The 17,099-nt window shown below is 73.9% G+C and carries 13 protein-coding genes and 1 riboswitch; of the genes, 6 read left to right on the top strand and 7 right to left on the bottom strand.

From position 1 onward, the window contains the following. Window positions 1-2,759 (top strand): MFS transporter (locus tag ACFOYY_RS40180; RefSeq protein ID WP_386196609.1); only part of this gene is annotated, 2,759 nt, incomplete at its 5' end. Beyond that, entirely contained in the window at window positions 2,756-3,808 is a 1,053-nt protein-coding gene (locus tag ACFOYY_RS40175) for a TauD/TfdA family dioxygenase (protein WP_362911830.1), read from the top strand. The genes ACFOYY_RS40180 and ACFOYY_RS40175, both read left to right, overlap by 4 nt. Window positions 3,809-3,827: 19 nt before the next feature. Here the strand turns inward: ACFOYY_RS40175 and cobN are convergent, their stop codons facing one another. Then, the gene (gene cobN / locus ACFOYY_RS40170) at window positions 3,828-7,421 is read right to left on the bottom strand and encodes a cobaltochelatase subunit CobN (RefSeq protein ID WP_386196606.1); all 3,594 of its coding nucleotides are present in this window, start codon (window positions 7,419-7,421) and stop codon (window positions 3,828-3,830) included. A 113-nt stretch (window positions 7,422-7,534) separates the two neighbouring features. Beyond that, window positions 7,535-7,733, bottom strand: a riboswitch (cobalamin riboswitch). Window positions 7,734-7,752: 19 nt separating this feature from the next. On the opposite strand from cobN, the gene cobG reads away from it, so the two are divergent. From cobG to ACFOYY_RS40155, 3 genes are read left to right on the top strand one after another with little or no spacing between them, the layout of a single operon-like run. Then, window positions 7,753-9,048, top strand: a complete 1,296-nt coding sequence (gene cobG / locus ACFOYY_RS40165; protein ID WP_386196604.1) for a precorrin-3B synthase — start codon at window positions 7,753-7,755, stop codon at window positions 9,046-9,048. Then, complete coding sequence (locus ACFOYY_RS40160; RefSeq protein ID WP_352016482.1) at window positions 9,045-9,671, top strand: precorrin-8X methylmutase; 627 nt, start codon at window positions 9,045-9,047, stop codon at window positions 9,669-9,671. Before cobG ends, ACFOYY_RS40160 begins: the two co-directional genes overlap by 4 nt. Continuing rightward, window positions 9,668-11,194, top strand: coding sequence for a precorrin-2 C(20)-methyltransferase (locus tag ACFOYY_RS40155; RefSeq protein WP_386196601.1), 1,527 nt, complete (start codon window positions 9,668-9,670; stop codon window positions 11,192-11,194). Before ACFOYY_RS40160 ends, ACFOYY_RS40155 begins: the two co-directional genes overlap by 4 nt. Here the strand turns inward: ACFOYY_RS40155 and ACFOYY_RS40150 are convergent. From ACFOYY_RS40150 to ACFOYY_RS40125, 6 genes are all read right to left on the bottom strand, one after another. Further along, complete coding sequence (locus ACFOYY_RS40150) at window positions 11,182-11,952, bottom strand: cobalt-precorrin-6A reductase (RefSeq protein WP_352016484.1); 771 nt, start codon at window positions 11,950-11,952, stop codon at window positions 11,182-11,184. The genes ACFOYY_RS40155 and ACFOYY_RS40150 overlap by 13 nt on opposite strands. Next, window positions 11,945-12,688 carry a precorrin-4 C(11)-methyltransferase gene (gene cobM, locus ACFOYY_RS40145; protein WP_362784684.1) on the bottom strand — a complete coding sequence of 248 codons (744 nt, stop codon included), beginning with the start codon at window positions 12,686-12,688 and terminating at the stop codon, window positions 11,945-11,947. The genes ACFOYY_RS40150 and cobM overlap by 8 nt, the downstream gene beginning before the upstream one ends. Then, the gene (gene cbiE / locus ACFOYY_RS40140) at window positions 12,685-13,923 is read right to left on the bottom strand and encodes a precorrin-6y C5,15-methyltransferase (decarboxylating) subunit CbiE (RefSeq protein ID WP_362784687.1); all 1,239 of its coding nucleotides are present in this window, start codon (window positions 13,921-13,923) and stop codon (window positions 12,685-12,687) included. The genes cobM and cbiE overlap by 4 nt, the downstream gene beginning before the upstream one ends. Beyond that, window positions 13,916-14,308: a pyridoxamine 5'-phosphate oxidase family protein gene (locus ACFOYY_RS40135; protein WP_352016487.1), complete on the bottom strand. Its 393-nt coding sequence runs from the start codon at window positions 14,306-14,308 to the stop codon at window positions 13,916-13,918. Before ACFOYY_RS40135 ends, cbiE begins: the two co-directional genes overlap by 8 nt. A gap of 91 nt (window positions 14,309-14,399) precedes the next feature. Further along, a complete protein-coding gene (def, locus tag ACFOYY_RS40130; RefSeq protein WP_362784690.1) occupies window positions 14,400-14,972 on the bottom strand; it encodes a peptide deformylase in 573 nt (190 codons plus the stop codon). A 74-nt stretch (window positions 14,973-15,046) separates the two neighbouring features. Next, window positions 15,047-15,445: a TIGR03618 family F420-dependent PPOX class oxidoreductase gene (locus ACFOYY_RS40125; protein ID WP_362784693.1), complete on the bottom strand. Its 399-nt coding sequence runs from the start codon at window positions 15,443-15,445 to the stop codon at window positions 15,047-15,049. A gap of 288 nt (window positions 15,446-15,733) precedes the next feature. Between ACFOYY_RS40125 and ACFOYY_RS40120 the strand changes: the two genes are divergently transcribed. Beyond that, the gene (locus ACFOYY_RS40120) at window positions 15,734-16,966 is read left to right on the top strand and encodes an MFS transporter (protein WP_386196595.1); all 1,233 of its coding nucleotides are present in this window, start codon (window positions 15,734-15,736) and stop codon (window positions 16,964-16,966) included. Window positions 16,967-17,099 lie beyond the last annotated feature (133 nt).

The raw sequence follows: 17,099 nt of genomic DNA, 5'->3' as shown, positions 1-17,099 counted from the left end.
TGAAGATCCGCGGCCACCGGGTCGAGCTGGGCGAGGTCGAGGCGGCGCTTGGCGCCCTGCCCGGCGTCGTCCAGGGTGTGGCCGGGCTGCGCGGCGACCGTCTCGTCGCGTGGCTCGAACGGGAACCGGACGCGCCGGAGACCGGCGCCGCCGAGCTGCGGGCGTTCCTGCTCGACCGGCTCCCCGAGTACATGGTCCCCGGCCGGTTCGTCTGGCTCGACCGGCTCCCGCTCCAGGCGCACGGCAAGGTGGACCGCGCGGCGCTGCCCGACCCGGAGCCGGAACGGCCCGACCTGCGGCCCGGCTACACCGCCCCGGCCGATCCGACGGAGGAGGCCGTCGCCGCCATCTGGGCGGGCGTCCTCGACCTCGAACGGGTCGGCACCGGCGACGACTTCTTCGAGCTCGGCGGCCACTCGTTGCTGGCCACCCAGGTCGTGGCCAGGATGCGCAAGGCCTTCCCGGAGAGCAGGCCGCCGATCGGCGTGCTGGAGATGTTCACCCACCCCACGGTCGCCGCCCTCGCCACGCTCGTCACCGAACGCCGGGCCGGGGCCGCCGCGCCGCGCCGCGTCCTGGCCGAGCTGACCCGCCCGGTCGCCCCCGAGGACCGGGTCGGCTCCGTCATCTGCGTGCCGTACGGCGGCGCGAACGCGGTCGTCTACCAGACGCTCGCCGACGCGATGCCCGCCGGTTACTCCCTCTACGCGGTCGCCGCGCCGGGGCGCGAGCCGGGCGAGGAGGGGCAGCTGCCCTTCGAGGAGGTGGCCAGGCTCTGCGCCGAGGAGATCGCCGAACACGTCCGGGGCCCCGTCGTGATCTACGGGCACTGCGCGCCCGGCAGCGCCCTGGCCATCGAACTGGCCCGCCACGTCGAGGCGTCCGGCCGTGAGCTCGACGCCCTCTACCTGGGCGGCATCTTCCCCTTCGCCAAGCCGAGGGGCCGTCTCCTCGGCCCGCTCAGCAGCCTCATCAACGACCGGCTGCAGGGCACCAGGAGGGTCGCGGCCGAACTGCGCGCCATCGGCGGCGACGTGTCCGGACTCGACGAGGAGCAGGTGGCCTTCACCGTCGAGCTGATGCGTGAGGACGGCCGGATGGCCGAGGAGTACTACACGCGGATCCTGGCCGCCGAGCAGCCGCGGCTGCGGGCGCCGGTCATCTCGGTCGTCGGCGAACGCGACCCGGGCACCGAGTTCTACCAGGAGCGCTTCAAGGAGTGGTGCTTCGTGTCCGAGTCGGCCTCGCTGGTCGTCATCGACGAGGCGGGCCACTTCTTCCCCAAGTACCGCGCCGGTGAGCTGGCCCAGATCCTGACGGGCACCCACACCGCCGACGAGGCCTGGCGCCGGGAGCACTCGCGGGAGGCGGGCGGCACCTGGTGGCTGCAGGACTCCGTGACGCGGCGGGCCACCGTACGGCGGGAGCGGGAGCCGGACGTGCGCCGCTTCCTGGCCGTCGCGCTCGGGCAGCTGGTCTCGCTGACCGGGTCGGCGCTGACCGAGTTCGCGGTGCCGATCTGGATCTACACGGTCACCGGGTCCCTGGTCCACTTCGGGCTCATCGCCCTGCTCGCCCTGGTGCCGGGAATCTGCGTCGCGCCGCTGGCGGGCGCCGTGGTCGACCGTCACGACCGGCGGCGGGTGATGATCGCCGGTGATCTGTGCTCGGGGCTGGCCCAGGCGGCGATGCTCGCCCTGCTGCTCACCGGTGGGCTCACGGTCGCCCCGCTGTACGTGCTGATAGCGGTCGTCTCGGTCTCCGCGACCTTCCAGCGGCTCGCCTACCAGGCGTCGATCCCGCAGCTGGTGCCGAAACGCTACCTCGGGCACGCCAACGGCATCGTGCAGCTGGCGATCGGCACCGCCCAGTTCCTCGTCCCGCTCGTCGCGGTCGGCCTGCTGGCCGCCATCGGCCTTGAGGGCATCCTGACCATCCAGGTGGCGGCCTACGTCTTCGCCGTCGTCGTGGTGCTGTTCGTCAGGTTCCCCACCACGCTGGGGCTGCGCCGCCGTGAGCCGATGTCCGCGGAGATCGCCAACGGTTTCCGGTTCTCGCTGGGGCACCGGAGCTTCCGGGCCATGCTCGCCCTCTTCGCCGGGGTGAACCTGTTCCTGGCGCCCATGTTCGTCATGGTCTCGCCGCTCGTGCTGTCCTTCTCCTCGCTGACCGCCGCCGGTGCCATGGCGGTCGCGGCCGGAGCGGGCGCGGTCGCCGGCGGCGTCACCATGAGCCTGTGGGGCGGCCCGACCCACCGCAGGCTGCGCGGCGTGATCCTCACCACGACGCTGATGGCGGTCTCGGGACTGCTGATCGGGCTGCGGCCCAACCTCTGGCTGATCGGAGCCGGGGCCTTCGGCATGTCCTACGCGCTGGCGCTGATCAACGGCGTCATCATGACGATCATCCAGGTGAAGGTGCCCTACCGCTTCCAGGGGCGCGTCATCGCGGTCAACACCATGATCGCCGCGGCGACCACACCGATCGGCTTCGGCGTCATCGCCCCGCTCGCCGCCCCTCTCCTCGACCCGCTGCTCGCCGCGGGCGGCCCGCTCGCCGGCACCCTCGGCGTGGTGATCGGCACCGGGCCGGGACGCGGCATCGGACTGCTCTACCTGCTGTGCGGGCTCGGCATCGCCCTGCTGACGGTCGCGGGCCTCCGGATCAGGACCCTGGCGCGTTTCGACGACGACGTGCCCGACGCCAGGCCCGACGACCTCGTCGGCATCGAAGAACTCGAAAGGACGCGCGCATCGTGAACACCACCATCGCCTGGGAGGTCGAGGACGGCCGCCCCGCCGCGGCCGACGCCCAGGGGGCCGGTCTGAGGGAGACCTGCGAGTGGCTGCGGGAGAACCGTCAGGCCCTCAGGGCGGGCCTGGACGTCCACGGCGCCCTCTACCTGCGGGGGCTGCCGCTCACGGGGGTCGAGGACTTCGCCGAGGTGCGTGACGCCCTGGTCTCCAGGCCCGCCGGGTATGTGGAGAAGGCCACCCCGCGCAGCCACTTCGGCAAGGACGTCTACTCCTCGACGGACCTGCCGCCGTCCCAGGCGATCCGCCCGCACAACGAGAACAGCTACGCGCTCAGCTTCCCCGGGCTGCTGATGTTCGGCTGCCTGGTCGCCCCCGACCAGGGTGGCGCGACCCCGGTGACCGACGTGCGCAAGGTGCTCGGGGACATCCCGGCGCCGCTCGCCGACCGGTTCCGCGCGCACGGCTGGTCCCTGGTGCGCAACTACGGCGACCACATCAGCCTCGGCTGGCGCACCGCCTTCGGCACCGAGGACAGGGACGAGGTCGCCGCGTACTGCGCGGCCAACCACATCGCCCACGAGTGGCTGGACGGCGACAGGCTGCGTACGACGCAGCGCCGCTCGGCGACCATCCGCCACCCGGGGACCGGGGAGGAGGTGTGGTTCAACCACACGGTCTTCTGGAACGAGTGGGCGCTCGACCCGGAGGTGCGTGAGGTGTTCCTTGAGGACCTCGGACACGACAACCTGCCCTTCAACACGGCCTACGGCGACGGCGAGCCGATCTCCAGGCAGGACGTGGAGACGATCGACGAGGCCTACCGGCGGGCGACGGTCAGGGAGACGTGGCGGCCGGGTGACGTCCTGATCGTGGACAACATCCTGTCGGCGCACGCCCGTGAGGCGTTCCGGGGCGGCCGCAGGATCGTGGTCGCGATGGGTGACCCGGTCGCCCTGGACGACTGCGCGCCGACGGTCCCGCCGCTGGGCGGCTTCGCGGCCCCGGCGGCCGGACCGGCGAAGAGGCGCCGCTGGTTCGGCCGCCGTTCCTGACTCCTCGGGAGGGGACCGGTCAGGCGTCGTCCTCCAGGTCCCCCTCCGATGTGAGGTAGACCTCCCGCAGCTCGCGCAGGACGTCCGGGTCGGGGTGTTCCCACATGCCCCGGCCCGCCGCCTCAAGCAGGCGTTCGGCGATGCCGTGCAACGCCCACGGGTTGGACTCGGACAGGAACGCCCGGTTCTCCGGGTCGAGCACGTAGGTCGCGGCGAGCTTGTCGTACATCCAGTCGGCCACGACCCCGGTGGTGGCGTCGTAGCCGAACAGGTAGTCGACGGTCGCGGCCAGCTCGAAGGCGCCCTTGTAGCCGTGCCTGCGCATGGCGGCCAGCCAGCGCGGGTTGACCACCCGGGCGCGGAAGATCCTGGAGGTCTCCTCGGACAGGGTCCTGGTGCGGACCGCGTCGGGGCGGGTGCTGTCGCCGACGTAGGCGGCGGGGGCCCTGCCGGTGAGCGCCCTGACGGTGGCGACCATGCCGCCGTGGTACTGGAAGTAGTCGTCGGAGTCGGCGATGTCGTGCTCGCGGGTGTCGACGTTCTTGGCCGCGACCGCGATCCGCCGGTAGGCGGCCTCCATGTCCTGCCTGGCCGGGACCCCCTCGACGCCCCTTCCGTAGGCGAAGCCGCCCCACACGGCGTACACCTCGGCCAGGTCGGCGTCGTCGCGCCAGTTGCGGCTGTCGATCAGCGGCAGCAGCCCGGCGCCGTACGCCCCGGGACGGGAGCCGAAGATGCGCATGGTCGCCCTGCGCTCGTCGCCGTGCTCACGGGTGTCGGCCAGCACGTGCGCCCTGACGTAGTTGTCCTCGTCCGGTTCGTCCAGCCCGGCGGCCAGCCGTACGGCGTCGTCGAGCAGGGCGACCACGTGCGGGAAGGCGTCCCTGAAGAAGCCGCTGATGCGGACGGTCACGTCGATCCTGGGCCTGCCCAGTTCCCCGGCGGGGATCGCCTCAAGGCCGGTGACCCGCCGCGACGCCTCGTCCCACACCGGGCGCACGCCCAGCAGCGCCAGCACCTCGGCCACGTCGTCCCCTGCGGTGCGCATGGCGCTGGTGCCCCACACCGACAGGCCGACCGAGCGCGGCCAGTCGCCGTGCTCGGAGCGGTAGCGTTCGAGGAGTGATTCGGCCATCGCCTGCCCGGTCTCCCAGGCCAGCCTGCTCGGCACGGCCTTCGGGTCGACCGAGTAGAAGTTACGGCCGGTCGGCAGCACGTTGACCAGCCCGCGCAGCGGCGACCCGCTCGGTCCCGCCGGGACGTAGCCGCCGTCGAGGGCGTGCAGGATCGCGCCGATCTCGTCCACGGTGCGCGCCAGCCTGGGGACGACCTCCTCGGCCGCGAACCGCAGGACACGCCCGACCTGCTCCCGGTCGCCGCCCGTCACGGACGCGGCGACCTCGGCCGCGGCGGCCGGGTCCCAGCCGCGTTCCTCCATCGCCTCGACCAGTGACCTGGCCTCGGCCTCCGCCTCGTCGACGCCCAGGCGCCCGGCGGTGCCGTCCTCACGCAGGCCGAGCGCCTCGCGCAGGCCGGGCAGCGCCATGCCGCCCGCCCACATCTGGCGGGCGCGCAGGATGGCCAGCACCAGGTCGACGCGGACGGCACCCTGCGGGGCCGCGCCGAGCACGTGCAGGCCGTCGCGGATCTGGACGTCCTTGACCTCGCACAGCCAGCCGTCCACGTGCAGCAGGAAGTCGTCGAACTCGGCGTCGTGCGGACGGTCCTCGATGCCGAGGTCGTGGTCGAGCCTGGCGGCCTGGATCAGCGTCCAGATCTGCGCCCGGATCGCGGGCAGTTTGGCCGGGTCCATCGCGGCGATGGAGGCGTGCTCGTCGAGGAGCTGTTCAAGCCTGGCCATGTCGCCGTAGGTGTCGGCGCGGGCCATCGGCGGGACGAGGTGGTCGACCAGCGTGGCGTGGGCGCGGCGCTTGGCCTGGGTGCCCTCGCCGGGGTCGTTGACCAGGAACGGGTAGATCAGCGGCAGGTCCCCGAGTGCGGCGTCGGGGCCGCAGGAGGCCGACAGGCCCGCCGACTTGCCGGGCAGCCACTCCAGGTTGCCGTGCTTGCCGACGTGCACCACGGCGTGCGCGCCGAAGCCGTCGGACAGCCAGCGGTAGGCGGCCAGGTAGTGGTGGCTGGGCGGCAGGTCGGGGTCGTGGTAGATGGCGATGGGGTTCTCGCCGAACCCCCGGGGCGGCTGCACCATGACGACGACGTTGCCCGCGCGCAGCGCGGCCAGCACGATCTCACCGTCCGGGTCGGCGGAGGTGTCGACGAACAGTTCACCGGGCGGGGGTCCCCAGTGCTCCTCGACCGAGGTCCGCAGGTCCTCGGGCAGCGTGGCGAACCACGCGGCGTAGCGGGAGGCCTTGATCCGCACCGGGTTGCCCGCGAGCCGTTCCTCGGTGAGCCAGTCGGGGTCCTGGCCTCCGGCGGCGATGAGGGCGTGGATCAGCGCGTCGCCGTCCTGCCCGGTGACGCCGGGCAGTTCGTCCTCGGCGCCGATGTCGTAGCCGTGCTCGCGCATCGCGGCAAGCAGCCGCACCAGGCTCGCCGGGGTGTCGAGGCCGACGGCGTTGCCGATCCTGGAGTGCTTGGTCGGGTAGGCCGACAGCATCAGCACGATCCGCCGCTCTGCGGGCGGGACGTGCCGCAGGACGGCGTGCCGTACGGCGATGCCCGCCACGCGGGAGGCCCGCTCGGGGTCGGCGACGTAGACGGTCAGGCCGTCCCCGTCGATCTCCTTGAAGGAGAACGGCACCGTGATGATCCGCCCGTCGAACTCGGGGATCGCCACCTGGGTCGCCGCGTCGAGCGGGGAGAGGCCGTCGTCGTTGGCCTCCCAGGCGGCCCTGCCGCCGGTCAGGCACAGGCCCTGCAGGATCGGCACGTCGAGTTCGGCGAGCGCGCCGACGTCCCAGGCCTCGTCGTCGCCGCCCGCGGACGCGGTGGCCGGGCGGGTGCCGCCCGCGGCCAGCACGGTCACCACCAGGGCGTCGACCGTGCCCAGGGTGTCGAGCAGGCCCTGCTCGGCGCTGCGCAGGGAGGCGCAGTAGACGGGCAGCGCGCGGGCGCCCGCGTCCTCGATCGCGGCGCAGAGCGTCTCGACGAAGGCGGTGTTGCCCGCGACGTGGTGGGCGCGGTAGTAGAGCACGCCGACGACCGGGCCCTCCTCGCGGCGCGCCCGGCGTTCGAGCACGCCCCAGGCGGGCGTCGGGGCGGGCGGGGCGAAGCCGTGGCCGGTCAGCAGCAGCGTGTCCGACAGGAAGCGGCCCAGTTCGGCGAGGTTGGCGGCCCCGCCGTGGGCGAGGTAGGCGTGCGCCTCGGCGCACACCCCGCCGGGCACGGTCGACAGTTCCATCAGCTCGGCGTCCGGCGCCTGCTCGCCGCCGAGCACGACGACGGGCAGCGGCCCGGCGAGCAGGGCGTCCAGGCCCTCCTCCCAGGCGCGGCGCCCGCCGAGCAGCCGTACGACGACCAGGTCGGCGCCCTCGACGAGGGGAGGCAGGTCCCCCGCGGTGAGCCTGGCGGGATTGCCGAGCCGGTAGTCCGCGCCGCTGGCGCGGGCGCTGAGCAGGTCGGTGTCGGAGGTGGAGAGCAGGAGGATCATTCGCCACGCTCCCCGGCGGGGAGCGGCGCGGCCGTGAACGGCGGTGCAGGCTTGCGGCTGGGGAACGGCGAACAGCGCACAGGGCTTTCCTCCCTCGGGGTCCTCGCCCCGGGTCGTCGTCGGCTACGACGGCTGGAGTCTCCTGGCTCCCGGATCGATGCTCCCCCCGGCCTTCCCGCCCGTTGCCGGACCGTGGCTGGATGGGGTTCGCTCCCCGGTTACAGTGGCGGGACCGCGCCGGATTCACACCGGCTTCCTCCCTTTTGCCGTCGCCAACGATGAGACTACGGCAGCGAGGTCCCCGCAAGAAACTGGAGTTACCATCCTCAGCGTGTCAAAAGGTCACTTCTCCGGACGATCTCATCCCGACGCGTGCCCGGGGGCGCTCCAGGTGCATTCCGCGGCCGACGGCGGCCTGGCGCGCGTCAGGGTGCCCGGAGGGCGCCTGACGGCCCCGCAGCTGCGCGAGCTGGCCTCGGCCGCCGAGACCTGCGGCAACGGCGTCGTCGAGCTGACCTCCCGGGCGAACGTCCAGGTGCGCGGGCTGGGCGCCGGGGACGACTTCGCGGCCCGCATGGCACAGGCGGGGCTGCTGCCCTCGGCCACCCACGAACGGGTCCGCAACGTCCTGGCCTCACCGCTGAGCGGCCTCGACGGTCGGGGGATTCTCGACGTGGGACCGCTGACCCGTGAGCTCGACCTGCGCCTGTGCGGCACGCCCGCGCTCGCCGGCCTGCCGGGGCGGTTCCTGTTCGCGCTCGACGACGGCCGGGGCGACGTGGCCTGGCTCGGGGCGGACGCCGCGATCCTGCCGACCGGCCCCGGCGAGGTGGCGTTGCTGCTGGCCGAGACCGACAGCGGCCTGCGGATGCCGCCGGGGTCGGCGGTCGCCGCGCTGCTGACCGCCGCCGAGGCGTTCCTGGCCGAGCCCGGGGTGCGGGAGGGCCGTGTGTGGCGGATCGGCGAACTGCCCGGCTGCGCGGAGCGCGTCGCCGCCCGGGTCGCGGCCACCCTGGAGACGACCTCCGCCCCCGTACGGCGGGCCCCCGTCCCGGCGCCCTCCCACGGTCCCGTCGGGACCGTCGAACAGCCCTCAGGCCTGAACACGCTCGGCGTCACGGTGCCGCTGGGGCGGCTGACCTCCGCCCAGGCCGCCCTGCTGGCCGGCCTGGCCGTCGAGGAGGTACGGCTGACGCCGTGGCGCGGCGTCGTCCTGCCCGGCCTGTCCCCGGCCGCTCTCTCCGAGGTCGCCGGGCGGCTCGTCGCCGCCGGGCTGGTCCTCGACCCGGCCTCGCCGTGGACGGGCGTGACGGCCTGCGCGGGGCGGCCCGGCTGCGCGAAGTCACTGGCCGACGTGCGGGCCGACGCCGCCCGCTGGATCGCGGCCGAGAGCGACCCGCCCTCGGCCGTCCCCGCCCGCCCCGGTACGCTCCCGGTGCACTGGGCGGGCTGCGAACGACGTTGCGGCCGCCCGCGAGGACGGGCCGTCGACGTGGTCGCGACCACGACCGGCTACCGGGTCCTCCTGGAGGACAGCGGCTTGGACAGCGGCTTGAACAGTGGCCTGAACTGCGCGGACATCGAGGAGACCACGGCCGCCGTGGCGGCTCTGAGAGGGGAAACGTGACCGACTACGTCCGGGACGGCGCGGAGATCTACCGGCGTTCCTTCGCCACCATCCGCGCCGAGAGCGACCTGGACGGCCTGCCGCCGGACGTCGCCCAGGTGGCGGTCCGCATGATCCACGCCTGCGGGATGGTGGACCTGGTCGCCGACCTCGGCTGGTCGCCGGGCGTGGTCGCCTCGGCCAGGGCGGCCCTGCGCGCGGGGGCGCCCGTGCTGTGCGACGCGATGATGGTCGCCTCGGGGGTGACCCGGCGCCGCCTGCCCGCGGGCAACGAGGTGCTCTGCACGCTGGGTGAGCCCGGCGTGCCCGAGCTGGCCGTACGGCTCGGCACCACCCGCAGCGCGGCCGCCCTCGAACTGTGGCGCGACCGTCTCGAAGGGGCGGTCGTCGCGATCGGCAACGCGCCGACCGCGCTGTTCAGGCTGCTGGAGATGGTCGAGGAGGGGGCGGGACGGCCCGCCGCCGTGCTCGGCGTGCCGGTGGGTTTCATCGGCGCCGCCGAGTCGAAGCAGGCGCTCGCCGGGCATCCGGCGGGTCTGGAGTACCTGGTCGTGCACGGGCGCCGGGGTGGGAGTGCGATGGCCGCCGCCGCGGTCAACGCGATCGCGAGTGAGGTCGAGTGAACGACACGTCAGCGGGACGGCTCAGGGGCGTCGGGCTCGGCCCGGGAGACCCGGAACTGGTGACCATCAAGGCGGCCAGGCTCATCGGGGAGGCGGACGTCATCGCCTACCACAGCGCCCGCCACGGCAGGAGCATCGCCCGCTCGGTGGCGGCGCCGTACCTGCGGGAGGGGCAGATCGAGGAGGCGCTGATCTACCCGCTCACCACGGAGACCACCGACCACCCCGGCGGCTACCAGGGCGCCATCGACGACTTCTACGCCGACTGCGCGCTGCGGCTGGCCGCCCACCTGGACGCGGGCCGCGACGTGGTCGTGCTGTGCGAGGGCGACCCGCTCTTCTACGGCTCCTACATGCACATGCACAAGCGGCTGGCCCACCGCTACGTCACCGAGGTCGTGCCCGGGGTGACGTCGGTGAGCGGCGCCGCGGCCGTGCTCGGCAGGCCGCTGGTCGAGCGGGACGAGGTCCTGACGGTGCTTCCCGGCACGTTGCCCGCCGAGGTCATCGCCGAACGCCTGGCCGCGACCGACTCCGCGGCGATCCTCAAGCTCGGCCGTACCTTCACCAAGGTTCGCGACGCGCTGGCCGAGGCGGGCCGTCTCGACGAGGCGTGGTACGTGGAGCGCGCGACCACCGGCGCGCAGCGCCTGGCCCCGCTCGCCGAGGTGGACCCGGACAGCGTGCCGTACTTCTCGCTGGCGCTGGTGCCGAGCCCGGTCAACTCCGGCCTTCCCGGCACCCACGGTGAGAACCGGGCCCCGGAGCGCGTCCAGGGCGGCGAGGTCGTCGTGGTCGGGCTCGGGCCCGCCGGGCGGCCCTGGCTGACGCCGGAGGCTCAGGAGGCGCTGGCCGCCGCCGACGACCTCGTCGGGTACGGCCCCTACCTGGACCGCGTCCCGCCGAACCCGCGCCAGCGCCGTCACCCGACGGACAACCGGGTGGAGGCCGAACGGGCGGCGCACGCCCTCGAACTGGCCGCGGCCGGGGCGCGGGTCGCGGTGGTCTCCTCCGGCGACCCCGGGGTGTTCGCGATGGCCAGCGCGGTGCTTGAGGTCTCCTGCGAGCCGAGGTTCGCCGACGTCGCGGTGCGGGTGCTGCCCGGCCTGACCGCGGCGCACGCGGTGGCCAGCCGGGTCGGGGCGCCGCTCGGCCACGACTACTGCGTGCTGTCGCTGTCCGACCTGCTCAAGCCGTGGGAGGTCGTCGCGGACAGGATCAGCGCCGCCGCGCGGGCCGACCTGGTCCTGGCGATCTACAACCCGGCCTCCAGGAGCCGCACCTGGCAGGTCGCGGCGGCCAGGGACCTGCTGCTCGAACACCGCTCGCCGGACACGCCCGTGGTCGTCGGCCGTGACGTCGGCGGCGCCGGGGAGAGCCTGACCGTCACCACCCTCGGCGACCTCGACCCGGCCACGGTCGACATGCGCTGCCTGCTGCTGGTCGGCTCCTCGACCACCAGGGTCGCCGAAAGGAAGGACGGGAGGCGGGTGGTCTTCACCCCCCGCCGCTATCCCGCCTGACCGCCCGCCACGGCGTCCAGCCACGCCGTGGCCTGCTCGACCGTCTCGGCCGCCGGGACCCCGCCGGGTACGGCGGGGCGGCGCACGACGACGACGGGCAGCCCGAGCTCGCGGGCGGCGAACAGTTTGGCGGTCGTCATCCGGCCGCCGCTGTCCTTGGTGACCACCACCTCGACGCGGTTGTCCCGCATGAGGTCGAGTTCCCCCTCGACGGTGAACGGTCCCCGGCTGAGCAGCACCTGGAGGTTGCGCGGCAGCGGCGGCTGGGGCGGGTCGACGGAGCGGGCCAGGAACCACAGGTCGTCCAGGCCCGCGAAGACCGGCAGGCTGCGCCGGCCCGTGGTCAGGAAGACCCGGCGGCCCAGACCGGGCAGCGACTCGGCGGCGGCCTCAAGGGAGGGCGTCCAGCGCCAGTCGTCTCCCGGCCCCTGCCGCCAGCCGGGCCGCCGCAGGATCAGCAGCGGCACCCCGGCCAGGCCCGCCGCCTCGGCCGCGGACGCGGTCATCCTGGCGGCGAAGGGGTGGGTGGCGTCGACGACGACGCCGATCCCGTTCTCCTCGATCCAGGCCCTGAGTCCGGCGGGTCCGCCGAAGCCGCCCTCGCGCACCTCCCCGACCGGCAGCCTGGGGTCGCGGACCCGCCCCGCCAGGGAGGAGATCACACGTGTCCCCGGCCGGTCGGCGAGCGCGGCGGCCAGTCTTCTCGCCTCGTCGGTGCCGCCGAGCACCAGGACGTTCAGCGTGCCCGGGTCAGTCACGGCAGCGGGCCGCGGAGTACAGGTGACTGTCGGGGAACTCCGAGGCGGTCAGCACCCTGCCGACCACGATCACCGCGGTGCGCACGACGCCCGCGGCGCGGACCTGCCCGGCGATGTCGGCGAGCGTGCCGCGCAGGATCACCTCGTCGTCCCTGCTGGCCCTGGCCACCACGGCCACCGGGCAGTCGAGGCCGTACCTGGGGACCAGCTCCGCCACGACCTCCTCGGCGCGCTGCACGGCCAGGTGCAGGACCATCGTCGCCCCCGACCTGCCGAGGGTGTCCAGGTCCTCCCCCTCCGGCATGGGGGTCGCCCGCGCCGAGGTACGGGTGAGCACCACCGTCTGGCCGACGCCGGGCACGGTCAGCTCCCGCTTCAGCGACGCCGCCGCGGCGGCGAAGGCGGGCACCCCGGGAACCACCTCGTACGGCACGCCCTCGGCGTCCAGGCGCCGCATCTGCTCGGCCATCGCGCTGTAGACCGAGGGGTCCCCCGAGTGCAGCCTGGCCACGTCGTGCCCCGCCTCGTGGGCGGCGAGCATCTCGGCCACGATCTCGTCGAGGGCCATCCTCGCGGTGTCGACGAGGCGCGCGCCCGGCGGGCAGCACTCCAGCAGGGCCTCCGGGACCAGGGAGCCCGCGTACAGGCACACCGGTGAGGAGGCGATCACCCGCTGCCCCCGCAGGGTGATGAGGTCGGCGGCCCCCGGCCCCGCCCCGACGAACCGCACCGTCACCGTTCCTCCTGTGTCCCGGCGGGTTTGACCGCCGTCCAGATCGTCACCGGCATCATGGGCCGCCAGCCGGTGAAACCGCCGACCGGGGCGGCCCTGCTGACCGCGAGCCTGACCATCTCGCTGTGGGAGCCGCCGATCCTGGCGTGCCAGGCGGCGACCGTGGTCTCCGACTCGACGGTCACCGCGTTGGCCACCAGCCTGCCGCCGGGCCGCAGCGCCCGCCAGCAGGCCTCGATCACGCCGGGGACGCTCACCGCGCCGCCGACGAAGACGGCGTCCGGGGCCGTGAGCCCGCCGAGCGCGCCGGGGGCGGCGCCGGTCACCACGTTCAGGCCGGGCACGCCGAGGGCGAAGGCGTTGCGGGTGAGCCGCCCGGCCCGGTCGCCGTCCCTCTCGACGGCGATCGCCCGGTTCTCCGGGTGGGCGCGCATCCACTCGATCGCGAGGCTGCCCGCCCCGGCGCCGACGTCCCACAGCAGTTCGCCGGGGACGGGCGCGAGCCGGGACATGGTGACCGCCCGCACCTCGCGCTTGGTGAGCTGGCCGTCGTGCTCGAACGCCTCGTCGGGCAGGCCGGGCAGGACCGGCAGCGGGACGGTCCCCGGCGCGGCCACGCACTCGACGGCCACGACGTTGAGGTCGTCGGCCTCGGTCAGGGACCAGCCGCCCGCCGTACCGGAGACCAGGCGTTCGGCCTCACCGCCGAGCCGTTCCAGGACGGTCATCGGGCTCGCGCCGTAGCCACGGGCGGTGAGCAGCGCGGCGACCCGGGCCGGGGTGCGGCCGTCGGCGCTGAGGACGAGCACCCTGCGCCCGTCGTGGACGGCGGTGTGCACGGCCTCGGCGGGACGCCTCACGAGGCTGACCACCTCGACGCGGTCGGCGGCCCAGCCGAGCCTGGCGCAGGCCAGCGAGACCGAGGAGGGGGACGGCAGCACCCTGACCCGTCCGGCGCCGAGCAGCCGCACCAGCGTCGTGCCGATGCCGTGGAACATGGGGTCGCCGCTGGCCAGCACGCACACCGCGCGCCCGCGACCGGCCTCGATCAGGCCGGGCAGCGCGGGCAGCAGCGGCGACGGCCAGGTGACGCGCTCGGCCGTACCGGCGGGGATCAGGGCGAGTTGCCTGGCGCTGCCCATCAGCACCTCGGCGGCGAGCAGCTCCTCGCGTGCCTCCGGGGACAGACCGGCCCAGCCGTCGGCTCCGACGCCGACGACGGTTATCCGGTCAGACATTTCCGAGAACTCGGGTGACGCGGATCTCGATCACGACGCGGGAGGGGTTCTCCCTGGGCTGCCGGTAGCGCTCGGCGTAGCGGCGCACACCCTCGGCGATCGAGCCGGGGTCCCTGCGGATGACCGCGCTGCCCTCCAGCGTCGACCAGCGCCCGCCGTCGACCTGGCAGACGGCGACGCGCGCGCCGCCGTCCCCGGCGGCCTCGATGTGGCGGACCTTGCGCGAGCCGTCCGAGGTGATCACCCGGGCGATCCCGGCCTCGGCGTCCAGCGTCACGCCGACCGGGATGACGTGCGGCGTGCCGTCGGCCCGCAGCGTGGTCAGCGTGCACAGGTGGTACTCCCGCCAGAAGGCGTGGAAACCGTCCTCGCGATCCGTCAACACCGGCTGTCCCTCCCCATGGCTGCTGTCTACGGGGCGACATGCTAGCCGGGAGGCCGGCCCGGCGGAGGACCGGCTCCACCGGGCCCGGGGCTCACTCCGCCGCGGACGCCTGCTCCCCCGCCGCCTCGTCGGCCGTCTCCTTGGACGCCTCGTAGGCCGCGAGGAGCTGCTGACGACGCTCGGCGGGAAGCCGGTCGATGTACAGCATGCCGTCCAGGTGGTCGGTCTCGTGCTGCAGGCAGCGGGCGAGCAGCCCGGTGCCCTCGACCGTGATCGGGGCGCCGGTGACGTCGAACCCGTGCACCACCGCCCGGTCCGGCCTGGCCAGGCTGGCCCGCTGCCCGGGAACGGACAGACAGCCCTCGTCGTAGTCGTCCAGGTTCCGCTCACCGTGACCGGGCAGCACCAGGGTCGGGTTGACCACGACGCCCTTGCGGTACTCCTCGGTCTCGTCCGGGCAGTCGTAGACGAACACCCGCAGCGGCACGCCGATCTGGTTGGCGGCCAGGCCGACTCCCTCCGCGGCGTACATGCTGGCGAACATGTCGGCCACGAGCGCGGCCAGTTCCTCGTCGAAGCCGGTCACGTCCTGGCACGGGCGGTGCAGCACCGGCTCACCCACGAACGTGATCTGCCTCGCCGTGCCCTCGCCGCTTGCTTCCATCCGTCATGCCTCCAGGGTCGCGGTGTGTGGTTCGCAGCAGACTACCGACGGCCGCGCGCTCCCCGTGACGGGCGTCAGCTGCCCCCGCTGTAGACGACCTGCTCGGGCCTGATCCTGACGGTGACGCGTTGCTCGCCCGGCTGGCGGTAGGGGTAGGTCTCCACCCCGAGGTACTTGTTGGCCAGGCCGTCGATGACCTCGTCGGCGCCGTCGAGCTCGAACTCGGCGACACCGGAGACGCTCACCAGGTGGAAGGCGTCCTTCGGGTCGAGCACGCTCACCGAGACCTGCGGGTTGTCGCGCAGGTGGCGCTCCTTGGCGCGGCCGACGGCGGTGTTGAAGATGACATCGTCTCCGTCGACGTCCACCCAGACGACGGTGCTGTGCAGCGAGCCGTCAGGGCGCAGGGTGGTCACCCAGCCGTGAATGGGCTGGCTGAGCAGTGCCTTGGCGTCGTCGTTCAGCTTTCCCACGGGAACCTCCGCAGTCGCGTGATGTGCCTGTCGACCCATCGAACATCACGGGTAATCGATCAATTCCACCGCCCCCCGCCGAGAGGTAACATCCGCCCAGAGACCGCCCACACGACGGAGGTTCCGCATGAGCTTCGACGAGGCCGCCTTCCAGGTTCCGGCGCGGGGACCCGTCCCGTCGTCCTGACCTGAGGCCGCCCGCGCGCGGTCCCGGTCGCGGCGGTCCGTGCTCCTCGCCCCGGAACGATCACCTTTTCCCCGATCGTTCCTTCCTTCCGAGGAGCTCTTTTGCGTGCTCGCACGTCCGCGCGTCTCGGCGCGGACTTCGGCAAACTCTGGACCGCCTCCGCCGTCTCCAACGTCGGCGACGGGGTCACCCTGACGGCCGGTCCCCTCCTTGTCGCCTCACTGAGCGACGACCCCGTCCTCGTCGCGGGCGCCGTCCTGGCCCAGCAGCTCCCGTGGGTGCTGTTCTCCCTGGTCAGCGGCGCCTATGTGGACCGGCTCGACCGGCGGCGGCTGATCGTCGGCGTCAACCTGGTCCGCGCCCTCGCCCTGGGGACGCTCTGCGCCGTCATCGCGGCGGGGGCGCTGACCGTTCCCCTCGTCTACGTCGTCTTCTTCCTGCTCGGCACGGCGGAGACCGTCGCCGACACCGCCTCGGCCGCCCTGCTTCCCGCCGTCGTCGCGCCGGAGCTGCTGGCCGGGGCGAACACACGGCTGATGGCCACCTTCACCGTCGGCAACCAGTTCGCGGCCAAACCGCTCGGCGGATGGCTGTTCACCGTCTCGGCCGCGCTGCCGTTCGGTTTCGACGCGCTGACCTTCGTGGTGGCCGCCGCCCTGGTGTCCGCCATGCGGCCCCTGCCTCTCGCCGCCCCTCCCGGGCCGAGCGGTGGTCTGCGCGCCGACATCGCCGAGGGGGTGCGCCGGCTGTGGCGGCACCGGTTACTGCGGACCCTGGCGCTGAGCATGGGGGTGGGCAACCTGATGTTCTGCGGGGCCTTCGCGGTCTTCGTGCTGTACGCCCGGCAACGTCTGGGCCTGTCGGAGGTGGGGTACGGCCTGCTGCTGACCGCCTTCGCCGCCGGCGGCCTGCTCGGCACGCTGACGGCGGGCCGGTTGTGGTCGCGGTTCGGCGCGACCGCGCTGCTGCGCGCCGGGCTGCTCATCGAGGCGGCGACCCATCTCGTCCTCGCCCTGACCACGCGGCCGTGGGTGGCCGCGGCCATCCTGGTGGTCTTCGGCACACACGCGATGGTGTGGGGGGTGATCGTCGTGACGCTGCGCCAGCGGGCGGTGCCCGGCGGCCTCCTCGGACGGGTCACCAGCGCGTACGCGCTGCTCGACGTCAGCGGCGCCGCCCTCGGCTCGCTGCTCGGCGGCGTCGTCGCCCACGCGCTGGGGATCACGGCGCCGTTCTGGATCGCCGCCGGGACGATGCTCGTCGTCCTGGCCGTCGCCTGGCGCCCCCTGGGCCGGGCGGACGCCCAAGCCCCCGGCCCCGCCGTCGCCGGATAGGGGCCCGGGGTACGGCCCGCCCGCCCCGGGCGGGCCGTACGATCGGCGGATGACCGCCCGTCAGAGTCAGCTCGTCGTCGACTGCGCCCGCCCCGAGACGCTCGCCGTGTTCTGGAGCCGTCTGCTCGGCGGG

The sequence above is a fragment of the Streptosporangium jomthongense genome, from assembly GCF_042650425.1.
Lineage (GTDB): Bacteria > Actinomycetota > Actinomycetes > Streptosporangiales > Streptosporangiaceae > Streptosporangium.
Note: the sequence above shows the minus strand (reverse complement) of the source record. Positions and strands in the feature narration are given on the sequence as shown.

Excerpts from the sequence above, each read along its gene's own strand:
- cobN (WP_386196606.1), bottom strand. The coding sequence starts at position 7,421 with ATGATCCTCCTGCTCTCCACCTCCGACACCGACCTGCTCAGCGCCCGC.
- cbiE (WP_362784687.1), bottom strand. The coding sequence starts at position 13,923 with ATGTCTGACCGGATAACCGTCGTCGGCGTCGGAGCCGACGGCTGGGCC.
- def (WP_362784690.1), bottom strand. The coding sequence starts at position 14,972 with ATGGAAGCAAGCGGCGAGGGCACGGCGAGGCAGATCACGTTCGTGGGT.